This window comes from Brevibacterium sp. GP-SGM9 (genome assembly GCF_047300845.1).
Taxonomy (GTDB): Bacteria; Actinomycetota; Actinomycetes; order Actinomycetales; family Brevibacteriaceae; genus Brevibacterium.
This window is the reverse complement of record NZ_CP178563.1, coordinates 1248701-1264361: the sequence shown is the minus strand read 5'-3', so window position 1 is coordinate 1264361 and position 15661 is coordinate 1248701. Positions and strand designations below refer to the sequence as shown.

Genomic DNA, 15661 nt, shown 5'->3' with positions numbered 1-15661 from the left:
AGACAATCAGGAGAACCCATGACAGCACAGACAGCGAACTCGGCGGCCCTGTTCACCCGGGCCGAACACGTCATCCCCGGCGGAGTGAACTCCCCGGTGAGGGCCTTCAAGGCCGTCGGCGGCACCCCGCGCTTCATCACCTCGGCGACTGGGGCCTGGCTGCGCGATGCCGACGGCAACGACTACATCGACCTCATCGGCTCCTGGGGGCCGATGATCATGGGCCACTCCCGCCCCGAGGTGCTCGCCGCCGTCCAGGAGGCCGCCGTCAAGGGCTTCTCCTTCGGCACGCCCTCGACCGGTGAGGTCGAACTCGCCGAGGAGATCGTCGCCCGCGTCGACCCCGTCGACCAGGTGCGCCTGGTCTCCTCGGGCACCGAGGCGACGATGTCGGCCATCCGTCTGGCCAGGGGATACACCGGCCGGTCCAAGGTCGTGAAGTTCGCCGGCTGCTACCACGGACACGTCGACTCCCTGCTCGCACAGGCCGGATCCGGCCTGGCGACCTTCTCCCTGCCTGACACTCCCGGTGTGACCGGAGCCCAGGCGCAGGACACGATCGTCGTCGACTACAACGATGCCGCCGGACTCGAGGCCGTCTTCGCCGAACACGGAGCGGACATCGCCTGTGTGATCACCGAGGCCAGCCCCGGCAACATGGGCGTCGTGCCGCCGCGCGAGGGCTTCACGAACACCATCCGAAAGCTGACGAAGGCGCACGGCGCGCTGATGATCAGCGACGAGGTGATGACCGGGTTCCGCGTCTCCGCCGCCGGCTGGTACGGCTTCGAAGCGGAGTCGCTGGGGTACCCGGAGGGTCCGGCCGACCTGTTCACCTTCGGCAAGGTGATGGGCGGCGGCTTCCCCGCGGCGGCCTTCGGCGGTCGCGCCGATGTCATGGCCCACCTCGCTCCTTCCGGTCCCGTCTACCAGGCGGGAACCCTGTCCGGGAACCCCGTGGCCACGGCGGCCGGTCTGACGACGCTGAAGCTCACGACCGAACTCGACGTCTACAGCCACATCGCCCGTGCCGCGGACATCCTGCGCCCCGCGGTCGCAGCGAGCCTCGAGGCCGAAGGCGTCGCCCACGTCATCCAGTCGGCGAATTCGATGTTCTCGGTCTTCTTCACCGACCGTGAGGTCGTCGACTACACCGACGCACGTTCGCAGAACGTCGCACGCTACTCGGCGTTCTTCAATGCGATGCTCGACGCCGGCATCCACATGCCGCCGAGCGCCTTCGAGGCCTGGTTCCTCTCCTACGCCCACACCGATGAGATCCTCGAGCGGATCATCGCCGCCCTGCCCGCCGCCGCCAAGGCTGCGGCCGCAGTGCCGGACGAGGCCACGGCATGACGGTCATCCACCTGGTCCGCCACGGCGAGGTCGACAACCCGGAGGGCATCCTCTACGGTCGGTTGCCGAACTTCGGGCTGACCGAACGCGGACACGAGATGGCCCGCCGGGTCGGTGACCACTTCGCCGCTGCCTCGACCCGTCCCGCCGTGCTCGTGGCCTCACCGCTGCTGCGTGCCCAGCAGACGATCGCGCCGCTGCACGAGAAGCTGGGTCTGCCGGTGCACACCGACGATCGGGTCATCGAGGCCGCGAACTCCTTTGAGGGGCAGAAGCTGGGTCCCCGCAGGCTCGCCGAACCGCGCAATCTCGTGCGCCTGTACAACCCGCTGACTCCGTCCTGGGGTGAGCCGTACAAGCAGATCGTGCTGCGCATGCAGGCGGCCATGGCCAGCCTGCGGGCGAAGCTGGCCGGATACGGGGCTGAGGCCGAGGGCGTCATCGTCTCCCACCAGCTGCCGATCTGGATGTCGCGCCTGGCGGGGGAGTCCCGTTCGCTTGTCCACGACCCGCGGAAACGGGAGTGTGACCTGGCTTCTATCACGAGTTTCACATTCGATTCGGCCACACTTGTATCCGTGAGTTACGAGAGCATCTGTGCAGATCTGCAGCCCGGTCAAGCGGTGGCAGGAGCATGAGTGGAGGACCCAATCCGCTCAACCGACGCGCTCTGCTGACGGGACTGATCGCGGGCACCGCCGTGGTGCTCAGCGCCTGCAGCGAGAACGATGAGCTGGCCGATCAGGCCGGATCCGACCAAGGCTACGTCTCCGGTTCCGGAGTCGTCTCCCAGGTCGCGGTCAAGGATCGCGGTGAGCCGCTGGAACTCGGGTTCGAGACCCTCGACGGCACGTCGATGTCCCTGGCCGAGCTCCGCCCCACCCCCGTGGTCATCAACCTCTGGTACGCGGCCTGCCCGCCCTGCCGGAAGGAAGCTCCGGACCTCAAGTCCGTGGCCGAGGGATTCGGTGACAAGGTGCAGTTCATCGGCGTCAACGTCCGCGACCAGGAGGCCGCGGCGAACGCGTTCATCTCCAACTACCAGGTGCCCTACGCGAACATGCTCGACACCGACGGTGACATGGTCGCCCTGCTCTCGGGCGTGCTTCCTCCGCAGGCCACGCCGTCGACCGTGGTCCTCGACGCCGAAGGACGGGCCGCGGCCCGGGTCGTCGGCGAGGTGGACGCCTCGACGCTGAAGGGACTCATCGAGGACGTGCAGGCCGAGTGAGTGGGATCGGGGCGGACTTCGCCCAGACGGTTCTCACCGGCCCGCTGCTCCTCGCCGCAGGCGCGGCCGCCCTTGCGGGTGTGGTGTCCTTCGTCTCGCCCTGCGTGCTGCCGCTCGTCCCCGGCTACGTCGGCTATGTCACCGGACTCTCCGGCTCCTCGCTCAAGGACAAGCAGACGTGGAAGGTCGTCGTCGGCATCGCCCTCTTCGTCCTCGGCTTCACCGTCGTCTACGTGGCCCTGGGCACCGGATTCTCGGCCCTGGGTGCAGTGTTCTCCCAGTGGCAGGGAGTGCTCATCCGCATCCTCGGCGCCGTCGTCATCATCGCCGGCTTCGTATTCATGGGCGGTTTCGGTCTGCTGCAGAGAGAGCACCGGATCCAGGCCAGACCCAAGGCCGGACTCTGGGGCGCCCCCGTCCTCGGTGCCACCTTCGCCCTCGGCTGGGCTCCCTGCGTGGGACCGACCCTGTCCGCGGTTTTGGCGATGTCCGTCGGCTTCGGCGGCGACGGCTCGATCTGGCGCGGGACGCTGCTGGCTTTCGTCTACTGCCTGGGACTCGGCATTCCCTTCATCCTCCTGGCCATCGCGATCCACAAGGGCGCGGGCCGCCTGACCTGGGTGCGCAGGCACCAGGCCACGATCGTGCGGGTCGGTGGCATCCTGCTCATCGTCCTCGGCCTGGTCATGGTCAGCGGACTCTGGAACCTGTGGATGACGAACCTGCAGGGACTGATCTATGGATTCGAAGTGGTGATCTAGTGACGGAGCGAACCAAACCGTCGAACGGGAAGAAGACCGCCGACGCGAAGGCCGCGAAGGCGAAGTCAGGCGCCGCGAAGGCGAACGTGACTCAGCCGCAGCTCGGATTCATCGGCATGTGCCGGTGGGCGTGGCGACAGCTGACGACGATGCGTGTGGCACTCATCCTCCTGCTCATCCTCGCCCTCGCAGCGATTCCCGGCTCCCTGCTGCCGCAGCGGATCCAGGACCCGGGCCGAGTCAACACCTTCCTCGAGAACAACGGGGCCTGGGGCGAGTTCCTCGACACCATCCAGATGTTCGATGTGTACTCATCGATCTGGTTCTCCGCGATCTACCTGCTGCTGATGATCTCGCTCATCGGCTGTGTCATCCCGCGCTCCGCCCAGCATTGGAAGGCGATGCGCTCGGCCCCGCCCAAGGCGCCGAGGCGGTTGGGGCGGATGCCCGGATACGTGGCGTTCACCTCGGCGAGGAATGAGGACGGGTCCGGGGACCGGGCCGCGGCCGACGAAGCCTTCCTCGACACCGCGCAGGCGCGGCTGAAGAAGCTCGGCTACCGCACTTCGCGTCATTCCGACCACATCGCCGCCGAACGCGGGTACCTGCGTGAGACCGGCAACCTCGTCTTCCACATCGCCCTGCTCGTGGCCACGCTGACGATGGCGATCGGGTCTCTGTTCGGCTACCAGGGCCAGCGCATCCTCGTCGAGGGCGACACCTTCACGAACTCGCTCGTCGCCTACGATTCCTTCGAGCCGGGCTCCTACTACGATGCCGACAATCTGCCCGACTTCCGGCTCAAGCTCGACAGCTTCACCTCGACCTTCGACGACCGCGCGGCGGGCAATCAGTTCGGTCAGCCGCGGACGTTCGATGCGAAGGTCACCGCGACCGCCGACGGGAAGTCCGAATCGCATGTCCTGCGCGTCAACGAACCCGTCCGCGTCGGCAGCACCGGGGTGTACCTGACCGGCAACGGCTACGCCCCGGAGATCACGGTCCGCGATGCCAAGGGCGATATCGTCCAGTCCGGTCCGCAGGTGTTCATCCCCGACGGCGGAGACCCGGGCTACACCTCGGAGGGCGTCATCAAGGTCCCCGATGCCGCCGGCACGCAGATGGGCTTCGTGGGAGTCTTCCTGCCCACGGCCACGCAGAACGAGGACGGCGAGCTGGTTTCGAGCTTCGCCGAGCTGCGCAACCCCTACCTCGTGATGAGCGGGTACACCGGCGACCTCGGCCTCGACAACGGCACCCCGCAGTCCGTGTACTCCCTCGACGCGGAGAACATGACGGAGATGACCGACGCCTCGGGCAATCCGCTGCTCATCCAACTGTCCGAGGGCGACACGCAGAAGCTGCCCAACGGCGGTTCCGTGACCTTCGACGGGGTCAAGAAGTACATCGCCGTCGACATCTCCCAGGACCCCACGCAGGGTCTCATGCTCGCCAGTGCGATCTTCGTCCTCCTCGGACTCGGACTCTCCCTGTTCATTCCGCGGCGGCGCATGTGGGTGCGGATCAAGGACGGCGCCGTCGAGGTGGCGGCACTGGCCCGCGGTGAGGATCCGATGGTCGAACGTGCGGCCACGGACCTGGCCGCGGACCTCCGCGATGACGATGACGACCCGGATGACGCGGAGGGCCGAGACGCCCCGAAGAGCCCGACCGATTCCCGCGGCCGGAGCAAAAGATGAGCTATCACCACTACGCGGAGTAGAATTGCCGCGGAGTGCGGTTGTCGGCCATCGCGACACGGCGACCGCCGACGCGGCAGACCGAGAATGCAGCAACCGAACGACGCAATGGAAGAGCACCCGTGGTGCGGAGGATGAATGGACGTCAACACTGACCTCGCAATGTGGTCGAACCAGCTGATCATCTCGGCGATGATCGTCTATGCGGTCGCCATGATCTTCTTTGCCTTCGACCTCTTCGGCGGCCGAGAGCTCAAGACCACACAGGACAAGGTGGCCGCGACCGCCAAGGTCTCGACGGTGCGCCGGACGAATCGGAAGACCGCCACCACGGCCGTCCTCGATCCGCCGGAGACCGAGGACGACGAGGCGGCCCCGAGCACATCGAGCTCCACGAGCCGGGCCAAACGTCGCCGGGGAGCCCGGATCGGCACCTCCCTGCTCGTGCTTGCGTTCCTCCTCCACGCCGCCGCGGTGATCACTCGCGCCCTGTCCGTGATGCGGGTGCCGTGGGGCAACATGATGGAGTATGTGCTCACCGCCACCGCGATCACCGTGCTCGTCTACCTCACCGTCAACATCAAGAAGGACGTCCGCTACCTCGGCACCTTCGTCTCCGGGGGAGTGCTCCTGTGCCTGGGACTGGCGATCACGGTCTTCTACACCCCGGCGGCCAAGCTCATCCCCGCCCTCGATTCGTACTGGATCGCCATCCACGTGCCGATCGCGATCCTCTCCACCGCGCTGCTCTACATCTCAGCGATCCTCGCGGTGTTCCAGATCCTGAAAAGCGTGCATGAGACGAAGGACCCGAAGTGGCTGCGGTTCATGCACCGTCTGCCATCGAGCGTCGACCTCGAGCGGATCTCCTACACGATCGCCGCGGTCGGCTTCATCACCTGGACCTTCACCCTCATCGCCGGCGCCATCTGGGCCGAGGTGGCCTGGAGCCGCTACTGGGGTTGGGATTCGAAGGAGATCTGGACCTTCGTCGTCTGGGTCATCTACGCCGCCTACCTCCATGCCCGTGCGACGCGCGGCTGGGGTCCGACGAAGGTGGCGGTGCTCAACCTCATCGGCATCGCCGCGGTGATCTTCAACTTCACCGTCGTCAACGTCTACTTCAACGGACTGCACTCGTACTCAGGCCTCGACTGAGCCGACGGCCGTAGGGCCGACCGGCCCTTCGGCGGAGGATGCCACTCTCATCCACGCTCACCCGCCTGGTCGGGACTCTGCCTCTGCTCGGCGGCAGGCCATTGCGCGAGGGACTGGCGTGAAGAGATGCAACAAGCCCGGATCGGCTGATTGCCGATCCGGGCTTGTTTCTGTTCGGAACTGTCTCCGAAGCGTCTCGGAAGTGTCGGTTCGAGCGGGACTGCGCTCAGTTCGAGTGGCCGCGGCCCTCGCCCTTCGAGCCGTGCTCGTCGGTGTTGGAGTCACGCTCACCGGTATCGCCCGAGGCGTCGTCGGCGTCCGTGACCGGCGGCTCAGGGGATGAGGGCTTCGTGTCCTCGGACTTGGGCGGCTCGGGGGCGTGCTTGCCGAGTTTGACGTCGCGATCGACCTTGCGCAGGTAGTCCTCATCGTCGTCAGGAGCGGTCGGTCCGCGGCGGCGCGGCGCCTGGGAGGGCTTGTCCTCCGAACCGCGTCCGAAGATGTACCACAGGACGAACCCGAGGACGGGGAGGACGAGGATGATGATCGCCCACACGGGTTTGGGCAGGACTCGGACCAGACCCCGATCGCGCAACAGGCAATCGAAGAGTCCGTACAGTGTCACCGCTGCCGCCAGGACGATCGCGGCAATGAGTAGTCGTGCCATGATCCAAGGATAGTCCACGAACCTGAACACCCACTCAGGCGGGCGGTGACGAAACGGTCACGAGAACGGACTAAAATGGTGCCAATGCGAAACTTCTGGATCTATACGCTCGCCCGCCTGGGCATCATCGTCGCCGTCGGATTGGTGCTGCAGCCCTTCCTCGGGTTCAACCTCGTCATGGCCGTGGCGGCCATTCTCATCGGGGCCCTGCTCAGCTACCTGTTCCTCGGCAGGATGCGCACCAAGGTCGCCGAGGAGATCGAAGAACGCGTGGCGAAGCGGGCGAACCGGCCCAAGAAGAAGGGCGTCGACGAATCCGTCGAGGACCACATCGTCGACGAGAACGAAGACCGCTAAAGCGCCAGTCCGAGCCCCATCAGTCCCGCGAAGCACAGGGCAGTCAGGCCCGTGGACTTGATCGGCGGGATCAGACCGGGGCCCGTCCTGCCCCGCAGCACCGTCTTCAGCGGGTTCAAGGCGAGCACGAGCGCGAGGATCGCCAGCGCCACCGTAGGATGTCCGTCGAGGATGGCCAGAGCCAGCAGGGCGAAGGGCAGCAGCACGAGCACGGCGTAGGCGATGCGCGCCCGATTGTCCCCGAGACGCACCGCCATGGTGATCTTGCCCGCGTCGAGATCGGTGGGGATGTCGCGGAGGTTGTTGACCATGAGCACCGCCGAGGCCAACGATCCGATGGCCACGGCACCGGCCCAGCCGCTGAGGGTGAGCTCGCCGACCTGCATCCACATCGTGCCCAGAGTGGCGACGAGGCCGAAGAAGATGAACACGAAGACCTCGCCGAGCCCCATGTACCCGTAGGGGCGCTTACCGCCCGTGTAGAACCAGGCGGCGGCCACGGCTGCAGCCCCGACGAAGAGGAACCACCAGGCCTGGGCGATGAGCACGAGAGCGACCCCGACGACTCCGGCGAGGCCGAAGAAGCCGAAGGCCGCACGTTTGACCGCGGCCGGTTCCGCCAGTCCCGTTGCGGTCAGTCGGACGGGGCCGACGCGGACGTCATCGGTGCCGCGGACACCGTCGGAGTAGTCGTTGGCGAAGTTCGAGCCGATCTGCAGGCAGAGGGAGACGATCAGCGCCAGCACTGCGCGGAACAGGATCTGCGGCAGCGACAGGTGTGAGGCATTGTCGCTGAAGTCATCGATGATGAATGCGGTGAAGCCGCCGAGCGAGCCGATCGCGGCTCCGGTTCCGATGAGAACGGGGGCGACTGCCAGTGGCAGGGTCCGTAAGCGTGCACCGGAGATCCACTGCGCGGCAGTTGCCATGGGTGGGATACCTTCCTCACGAATGTCGGAACCGTCTCATATTACCGATAGTTCACTTCATAGGGTATTCGGCGTCCGGCCCCTCGAGACGCAGCGCCAGATCTGCCGCGGCTCGTCGGTCGGGTTTGCCGATCGAGCGGTTGGGGATCTGCTCGACGACGAAGACCTCGGTGGGCAGCAGGCCGCCCATTCCGTGGTCGAGGCCGGTGAGGAGACGGGCGAGCCCACGTGGGGAATCGAGCGTCTCCTCCACCGCGGAGTCGACGTCGTCGCCGAGTCGGACGAGGCCGACGATCCGCTTCCCCCACTCCTCGTCGGGCACCCAGGTCACGAGCACCTCGGCGATGCCGTGCTTCTGCCAGCTCGGCAGCAGCCCGGTCTCGAGGGCATGCGGCGAGACGTTCTCACCCCCGGAGATGATGATGTCATCGGCACGGCCGAGGACCGTGAGCACACCGGCATCGAGGCGTCCGAGATCGCTCGTGCCGATCATCCTCCTGCCCTGTCCGTCGCGCGTCAGCGTCGTGCTGGGCAGCGCGGTGATGGTGCCGTCGTCGCCGATGTCGACGTAGGTCTCGGCGACGACATCGCCGTGCAGGTCGATCGTGCCCGCCTCGGAGATGGTGACGGCGACCCCGTCGAAGGGGATGCCGTCATAGACGCAGCCGCCCGCGGTTTCGCTCATCCCGTAGGTGCGCACGATGGACAGTCCGCGCTCGTCCGCCCGGTCGAGCAGCGCCGGTGAGATCGATGAGCCGCCGAGCAGGATCGCCTCACAGCGGGCGGCCGCGGCGCTGGCCTGCTCGTTCTCGAGCACGCGGTGCAGCTGAGTGGGCACAAGGGAGGTGTAGGCGGGACGCTCCCCGGCGCCGGTGAGGAGGTCCTCGATTTCGGCGGCGAAGGAATCGCCGGTGAACCTCGCCGAGGTGGTCCGCACCGGTGCGCGTCCGGCCAGCCGGGCCCGCAGCTCCACCTGGAAGCCCGCGATGTGGTTGACCGGCAGACACAGGTGCCACACGCCGGGACCGGCGAGGAATCGCTCGGTTGCCCACGCCGAGGTGGTCAGGGCCTCGGCGGACAGGGCCACGCCCTTGGCTGCGCCCGTCGATCCGGAGGTGAAGAGGATGAGGGCCGGAGCCGGACCGGAACCTGCCCAGGAACCCGGCTCCACCTCGGCGATGGCACCGTCCCGAGTGCGGGGCAGGACGAGGATCGAATCACCGTTCAGGGCCCGGTCGATGGCCTCGGGAAGCTCGGACGGGGTCAGCTCGGTGGCCTGCATGGCGGGGGAGTCCACGGTTCGCCTCGGCGCGCTCAGTAGTACCAGGGGTAGGGGACCCAGTCGGGGTCGCGCTTCTCGAGGAAGGCGTCTCGGCCCTCGACGGCTTCGTCGGTCATGTAACCCAGACGGGTGGCCTCACCGGCGAAGACCTGCTGGCCCATGAGTCCGTCGTCGACGAGGTTGAACGCGAACTTGAGCATCCGCTGCGCGTTCGGGGACTTGCCGAGGATCTCACGGGCCATGGTCAGCGCCGCGGTCTCGAGTTCGGCGTGGTCGACGACCTCGTTGACAGCCCCCATCTCGGCCATGTCCTGGGCCGAATAGGTCCGGCCGAGGAAGAAGATCTCGCGGGCCTTCTTCTGCCCGACGAGCTTCGCGAGGTAGGCGGAGCCGTAGCCGGCGTCGTAGGAGCCGACATCGGCGTCGGTCTGCTTGAACTTCGCATGCTGGGCCGAGGCGATGGTCATATCGCACACGACGTGGAGGCTGTGCCCGCCGCCGGCGGCCCAGCCGGGGACGACGGCGATGACGATCTTGGGCATGGTGCGGATGAGGCGCTGGACCTCGAGGATGTGCAGGCGTCCGGCCCGGGCGGGGTCGACCGTTTCGCGGGTCTCTCCCTCGGCGTACTGGTAGCCGGAGCGTCCGCGGATGCGCTGGTCGCCGCCGGAGCAGAAGGCCCAGCCGCCGTCCTTCGGGCTCGGTCCGTTGCCGGTCAGCAGGACCGCACCGACGTCCGAGGTCTGCCGAGCGTGGTCGAGGGCCCGATAGAGTTCGTCGACCGTGTGCGGGCGGAAGGCGTTGCGGACCTCGGGGCGGTCGAAGGCGATGCGCACGCAGCCGAGGTCGCTTCCGTCGGGGTTGACGGCGCGGTGGTAGGTGATGTCGGTGAAGTCGAAGCCGGAGACTTCGCGCCATTGGGAAGGGTCGAAGATGTCAGAAACCGTCATGGTCCCCAGCCTATCGCCTGTGCGGCGGTGGGGTGAGGCGGCGTCGGGGTCCGGGCGCTGCGGCCCAGGCGATAGGCTGGCCGCATGATTGCCAGTGAGAGCGGGGTGCACGGTTCCGCAGGTCTCGACTCGGTGGGTGACCTCGTCGACCGGATGCATGTGCTGCGGCTGCCGATGGTCACGCGTTTCCGCGGGATCACCGAGCGGGAGATCGTCGTGTTCGAAGGTCCTGCCGGATGGGCGGAGTTCTCTCCGTTCCTCGAATACGGCACCGCCGAGGCCTCGCGGTGGCTGCGGGCGGCCCTCGAGTTCGCAGGCCTCGGCGCCAGTGCGCCCCTGAGTCCTGCCGCGCCAAACGCTCCTGTGCGGTCCGTCGCCGTCAATGCGACTCTGCCGGCCTGTGCTCCCGGCGAAGTCGAGCCGATCCTCGCCCGCTATGGCCGGGTCGGCACCGTCAAGGCGAAGGTCGCCGAGCACGGGATCGACTCCCTGCCTGCGGATCGCGAGAGGCTGCAGGAATTCCGCCGGCTGTTTCCTGACACGACGCTGCGCCTCGATGCGAACGCCGGATACTCCCGCACCGATGCTCTGCGTGCCTGCAATGAGTTCGCGGGCCTCGGCCTCCAATACTTCGAACAGCCGGTCGCCGCTGTCGAGGAGCTGGCGCGACTGCGTGAGGACCTCGATGCGCGCGGTCTGCCGATCGTGCTCGCCGCCGACGAGTCGATCCGGAAGGCCGAGGATCCGATGCGCGTGGCTGAACTCGGTGCTGCCGAGGTGATCATCGTCAAGGTCCAGCCCCTCGGCGGAGTGGCGGCCGCGCGGTCCATCATCGAGGCATGCGGCCTGCCGGCAGTAGTCTCCTCCGCGCTCGAGTCCTCGGTCGGTCTGGCCGCCGGGGCCGAGCTGGCCGCCCAGCTTCCTCACACCGCACGCAGTCGGGAGATCCTCGGGGCGAGCCCGGCCTGCGGGCTGGGCACGGTGCGGCTCTTCGGCGCAGATGTCGTCGCCGATGACGCGGGGATGCGACCGGTCGACGGAGAGATACCCGTGACGCGAATCGTCCCGGACCCTGACCGCCTGCAGGAGCTGGCGGTGGATCCGGGACGATTCGAGTGGTGGGCCGACCGAGTGCGGCAGTGCTGGGCCTATCTGCGCAGCCGAGAGGCCGTCACGCTGAGACGCTGACTCAGCCCGCGTTCTGGACGGCTTCGACGAAGGTCTCGGCGGTCTTGCCGACCGTCGCCTCGTCGATGTCGGCGATGTTGGCGGCGGCGACGATGTTGTTTCCGACGCGGGCGTTGATCGAGCTCGTATTCAGCACCGTCTGACCACCGGCATCGATCGTGGCCTTGACTCCGACGGTTTCGTCGGCGCCGGCGACGCTGGCGTCGAAGGGCTCGAACTTCATCGTCATCTCAATGCCCTGGGTCTTGATGGTGACATCGTTGCATTCTTCGGTGACCTTGCTCGAGTTCTGCAGCTGCGATTCGGCGGCACCTTCGTCGGCGAAGCTGCTCAGACCGACCGAGAGCGTGCTGTCCGAGGAGGCACCGGCGACCGTGGTGCCCTTGCTGGCCTGCGAGGCGTTGAGCGCGGCCATGGTCAGGTCTTTGCATTCGGCCGGTTCGAATTCGGCGTTCTCCATGGCTTTGAGTGCTTCGCTTCCCGAGGAAGAGCCGGTGTCGATGGACTTGAAGGTCTGCCCGTCGGCATCGGTGGACTCGAGGATCTCCTTGAGCTTCGCCTCGTCGAGCTGAGTCACCTGTGACTCCTCGGCCGCTGCCGCCTGCGAAGGATCGTTGCCGCCCTCGTCCTGAGTCTGTCCCTCACCGCCTCCGGTGCAGCCTGCCAGGGACAGTCCGGCGATGAGAGCGATGGCTGGGAGTATGCGTTTCATGGTTGACCTCTCGAGTCAGCGTTCCGAAGGAGATTGCGCGGCCGCGGAAGTGCGACCGGTATAACCATATGCGGAGCTCTGACCGGTTTCGTCGTCGACGTGTGCCGGATCCGACACATCGGCCTGCGAGTCGGCCTGCGAGTCGCGCGAGACGATCGTGGTCGAGTCCTCCGGCGCCGAGGCGATCCGCACGGTGATGATCTCCTCCTGTCCCAGCGTGGTGAAGTGCTGGGTGCGCTTTCCCGGGATGATCGGGTCGTGCATGGCCGCGGCCAGCCGTCCGGTGAAGGTCAGACGTCCCTTCTTGTCCGCGCGCTGCTGGTAGGCGTTGTCCCCAGTCGGACCCGAGACCGAGATGTCGTAGCGTCCGTTCGGGGTGTAGAGGCCGGGCGTGCGAACCCGGAAGCTGCCGGTGCCGCTGAGCGAGAAGCCGGCCGCGCTGACCTCGCCGAAGCGCACGATCTGTGCCCGGCGGCGTGAGATCTCGACCCGCCACCCGTGGATGTCGAAGAGAGCGTGCCCGGTGAGGAAGGAGAACTCCCCACCGTCGGCGACCTCTCGGCGCGGTCGAGTCCGACGGTTCGAATCTCCATAGTCGCGACGGCGCTCGAGCGTCTTCAGCCATGCGCCGAGCTCACGCTCCCAACTCGTCCAGTTGTGCAGCCCGCTGGTGCGCGGGAACCAGGAGTGGCGGATGCCCAAGGCGTTGAGGCGCGCGGAGAAGCGCTCGCCATGACTGTTGATCATCGACTCGAGCAGGTCCCGGTCCTTCGACTCTTCGAGGCTGCCCGAGCCGGCGCTGAACCACAGGTCGAGCCCGCGGAGGTTCTCGGCGAGACCGTAGGGCGAGTTGGCGATCCATTCGCTGCGGTCGGAGGTGGGGTCGCCGAAGATCGTCATCGACTTCGCGCCCTCGCGCATGGCGATGATGTCGAAGGCCGGGACGGCGGAGAGCGGATCGAGCGGAGAGGAGAACGCCGCGGCACCGCTGTAGCGGTCGGGATGCCAGGCCGCATACTTCATCGCCCCATAGCCGCCCATCGACAGGCCGGCCAGCAGCTGGCTCTCCGGTGCGAAGTCGACGGAATAGGTCTTGCGCAGGAAGTCGGGGATCTCGACGTTGTGGAAGCGCGGCCAGTCATGGACCTCGCTGCCGACGGCCAACCGCGAATAGGTTCCGGCGCCGCCGTCGGGCATGACGATGAGATAGGGGGAGTTGAGGGTGAGCTCCTCCGCGGCACCGAAGTCGGTCCATGACCGGAAGTCGTCGCCGCCCCCATGGTAGAGGTGGATGACGGGGCTGACCTCGGCAGGGATGCCGGGCAGGAGCACCCTGACACCGACGGTGCGGCCGAGGGCGGGGGAGTAGATGAAGAACTCCCGCAAGCGGGGTGAGAGCTTGCGCTTGTCTCGGATATGCCACTTGCGGGCATCCTTGCCCCGGGGTTCGGGGCCGAGGAATGAGCTGTTCTGGTCGAGGGTGGGGAAGCGTCCGCGGTGGGAGCGGGCGGCGGTCAGCGAACGGATGGCACGCGCTCCAACCGCAATGAGGATCGATCGGCGCATGGGTCGAGCGTAGTCGGCCAATGTGAACCGCAGGTGGGTTAGTGGTTGAATATCAGGTGATGTCGAATTCGAGCGCAGTGGCGCAGCAGATTGCCCGGGCCCTGGTCGCCTCTTCGGTCACGGACGTCGTCATTGCGCCCGGTTCCCGGTCGGCGCCCTTGATCTATGCGCTCGCTCCACTCGCCGAGGCGGGGCTGATCCGCACGCATGTGCGCATCGATGAGCGCGATGCCGGGTTCCTGGCGCTGGGTCTGGCGCGCGGGCTGCGCGCGGCTCGGGGTCGCGAAGCGGGCGCTGCCTCTGAGTCGGGGTCGAATGCGTCGGGAGCCGTCGCCATCATCACGACCTCGGGTTCGGCCGTGGCGAACCTCCATCCGGCGATCCTCGAGGCCTCGTACGGGCGCCTGCCTCTCATTGCGATCACCGCCGATCGCCCCGCCAGGCTACGGGGGACCGAGGCGAATCAGACGATAGACGACCAGTCGCGGGTGCTCAGCGATGTGCGGGCTCGCTTCGACGTGCCTGCCCTCGGCGGCAGTGATTCCCTCGGTGGCGGCAAATACGGCAAAGTGGGCGACGTTGAAACCTGGCTCGCCGAGGCGGTCGGCCGGGCCGTGGGCGAGATCGGCGGAGTCGGCCAGAGAGCATCCGGTCCGGTCCAGTTCAATGTGCAGTTCGACGTGCCATTGGTGCCCAGCGAAGAGGAGCTGGGTGCCTGGAAGTGCGAAATCGAGGGCTTGCGGCACGAGTCCGGCGGCGAGCCGGACACTGGTGCAGAGCCGGCGCCCACTCACCGCTTGCGCATCACCGAGGCCACCGTCATCGCCGGCGGTGACGCGGGCGGTCACCCGGCCGATTCTCTGCGGCAGCTCGCGGAAGCGCACAGCCTGCCGGTGCTTGCCGAGCCCTCGAGCCCCCTGAGCTTCGACACGAGAGGCTCGCGGACGTTCGTGCCCGCCCATGCCGAGGTGCTCAGCCAGCGAGCCGAGCTGCGCGCGGCCGTCGACACCGTCATCGTCCACGGCAAACCGACCCTGACTCGTCCCGTTGCCGCGCTGTTGGCCGACGAGGGGGTGCAGATCCAGCGCCTGCCCGATGACGTCGATGCCCTCAGGCTCGAGGTGAAGACGGAAGCGCCCTCGAGCGCAGGCGCGGACGCAATCGACGGAGCACCTGCACGTCCTGATCGAGCCCAGTGGTGCCGGAAGTGGACCGAGGCGGGGCAGGAGCTCGTCGCGCGATCGACAGAACCTGCCTCGCGTGCCCGCGCCATCACCGAACGTCTCGCCGCTTCGCCGATCACCCTGTTCGTCGCGAGTTCGAACTCGGTCCGCTACCTCAGCAAGGTCACCGAGGTTCGCGCGCACATCCACGCCTCGCGTGGTCTCGCCGGCATCGACGGACTGGTGTCGACGGCGACGGGACTCTCGCTCGGACTCGGCGACCATGTCGTCCTCCTCATCGGCGACGTGGCGATGCTCCACGACGTCGGGGGGCTGCTCACCCCGAGCAGCGAAGAGGTCGGAGACGTCACCATCGTCATCCTCAACGATGACGGCGGTGCGATCTTCTCCGGCCTCGAACACTCCCAAGGCCACGTCGAGCAGTACCTCGAACGCTATTTCACCGTGCCGCACGGGCGCCGATTCGATGCGCTCGCCGCCGCCTTCGGCTGGGACTACGCAAAGGCCGATGACGCCGATGCCGTCATGAAAGAGATCGAGAGACCGAAAGACGGCGGTCCGGTGCGCCGGATCATCGAGGTCGCCATCGGCGAGTGATCGAGGGCGGCGGCGACCGAGCG

Annotated in this window: 15 protein-coding genes; 9 read left to right on the top strand and 6 right to left on the bottom strand. The window is 67.2% G+C overall.

The window, feature by feature from the left end; genetic code table 11:
• The first annotated feature begins 18 nt into the window (after positions 1 to 18).
• From hemL to ccsB, 6 genes are all read left to right on the top strand, one after another.
• Positions 19 to 1356 (top strand): glutamate-1-semialdehyde 2,1-aminomutase, encoded by a 1338-nt coding sequence (gene hemL / locus ACH82I_RS05800; RefSeq protein WP_230746963.1) that lies wholly within the window; start codon positions 19 to 21, stop codon positions 1354 to 1356.
• Complete coding sequence (locus ACH82I_RS05795) at positions 1353 to 1994, top strand: histidine phosphatase family protein (RefSeq protein WP_413336115.1); 642 nt, start codon at positions 1353 to 1355, stop codon at positions 1992 to 1994. The genes hemL and ACH82I_RS05795 overlap by 4 nt, the downstream gene beginning before the upstream one ends.
• Positions 1991 to 2587, top strand: a complete 597-nt coding sequence (locus ACH82I_RS05790; RefSeq protein ID WP_413336113.1) for a TlpA family protein disulfide reductase — start codon at positions 1991 to 1993, stop codon at positions 2585 to 2587. Before ACH82I_RS05795 ends, ACH82I_RS05790 begins: the two co-directional genes overlap by 4 nt.
• On the top strand, positions 2584 to 3348 hold the full coding sequence (locus ACH82I_RS05785) for a cytochrome c biogenesis CcdA family protein (protein ID WP_413336111.1): 765 nt from the start codon (positions 2584 to 2586) through the stop codon (positions 3346 to 3348). The genes ACH82I_RS05790 and ACH82I_RS05785 overlap by 4 nt, the downstream gene beginning before the upstream one ends.
• A complete protein-coding gene (locus ACH82I_RS05780; RefSeq protein WP_413336109.1) occupies positions 3348 to 5048 on the top strand; it encodes a cytochrome c biogenesis protein ResB in 1701 nt (566 codons plus the stop codon). Before ACH82I_RS05785 ends, ACH82I_RS05780 begins: the two co-directional genes overlap by 1 nt.
• 138 nt (positions 5049 to 5186) lie before the next feature.
• Positions 5187 to 6206 carry a c-type cytochrome biogenesis protein CcsB gene (gene ccsB, locus ACH82I_RS05775; RefSeq protein WP_230746956.1) on the top strand — a complete coding sequence of 340 codons (1020 nt, stop codon included), beginning with the start codon at positions 5187 to 5189 and terminating at the stop codon, positions 6204 to 6206.
• A 226-nt stretch (positions 6207 to 6432) separates the two neighbouring features.
• Here the strand turns inward: ccsB and ACH82I_RS05770 are convergent, their stop codons facing one another.
• On the bottom strand, positions 6433 to 6873 hold the full coding sequence (locus ACH82I_RS05770) for a PLD nuclease N-terminal domain-containing protein (RefSeq protein ID WP_230746954.1): 441 nt from the start codon (positions 6871 to 6873) through the stop codon (positions 6433 to 6435).
• An 84-nt stretch (positions 6874 to 6957) separates the two neighbouring features.
• Between ACH82I_RS05770 and ACH82I_RS05765 the strand changes: the two genes are divergently transcribed.
• Positions 6958 to 7230: a DUF4229 domain-containing protein gene (locus ACH82I_RS05765; RefSeq protein ID WP_230746952.1), complete on the top strand. Its 273-nt coding sequence runs from the start codon at positions 6958 to 6960 to the stop codon at positions 7228 to 7230.
• Here ACH82I_RS05765 and ACH82I_RS05760 read toward each other — a convergent pair.
• From ACH82I_RS05760 to ACH82I_RS05750, 3 genes are read right to left on the bottom strand one after another with little or no spacing between them, the layout of a single operon-like run.
• On the bottom strand, positions 7227 to 8159 hold the full coding sequence (locus tag ACH82I_RS05760; RefSeq protein ID WP_413336106.1) for a 1,4-dihydroxy-2-naphthoate polyprenyltransferase: 933 nt from the start codon (positions 8157 to 8159) through the stop codon (positions 7227 to 7229). The two genes, ACH82I_RS05765 and ACH82I_RS05760, sit on opposite strands and share 4 nt — an antisense overlap.
• A gap of 52 nt (positions 8160 to 8211) precedes the next feature.
• On the bottom strand, positions 8212 to 9456 hold the full coding sequence (locus ACH82I_RS05755) for an AMP-binding protein (RefSeq protein WP_413336104.1): 1245 nt from the start codon (positions 9454 to 9456) through the stop codon (positions 8212 to 8214).
• Positions 9457 to 9473: 17 nt separating this feature from the next.
• Entirely contained in the window at positions 9474 to 10400 is a 927-nt protein-coding gene (locus tag ACH82I_RS05750; protein WP_413336739.1) for a 1,4-dihydroxy-2-naphthoyl-CoA synthase, read from the bottom strand.
• A 75-nt stretch (positions 10401 to 10475) separates the two neighbouring features.
• On the opposite strand from ACH82I_RS05750, the gene ACH82I_RS05745 reads away from it, so the two are divergent.
• Positions 10476 to 11579, top strand: coding sequence for an o-succinylbenzoate synthase (locus ACH82I_RS05745; protein WP_413336103.1), 1104 nt, complete (start codon positions 10476 to 10478; stop codon positions 11577 to 11579).
• Position 11580: 1 nt separating this feature from the next.
• Here the strand turns inward: ACH82I_RS05745 and ACH82I_RS05740 are convergent, their stop codons facing one another.
• On the bottom strand, positions 11581 to 12291 hold the full coding sequence (locus tag ACH82I_RS05740; protein ID WP_230746945.1) for a hypothetical protein: 711 nt from the start codon (positions 12289 to 12291) through the stop codon (positions 11581 to 11583).
• 15 nt (positions 12292 to 12306) lie between these two features.
• Complete coding sequence (locus ACH82I_RS05735; RefSeq protein WP_413336101.1) at positions 12307 to 13857, bottom strand: alpha/beta hydrolase; 1551 nt, start codon at positions 13855 to 13857, stop codon at positions 12307 to 12309.
• 59 nt (positions 13858 to 13916) lie between these two features.
• Between ACH82I_RS05735 and ACH82I_RS05730 the strand changes: the two genes are divergently transcribed.
• Positions 13917 to 15638, top strand: a complete 1722-nt coding sequence (locus tag ACH82I_RS05730; protein ID WP_413336099.1) for a thiamine pyrophosphate-binding protein — start codon at positions 13917 to 13919, stop codon at positions 15636 to 15638.
• Positions 15639 to 15661 lie beyond the last annotated feature (23 nt).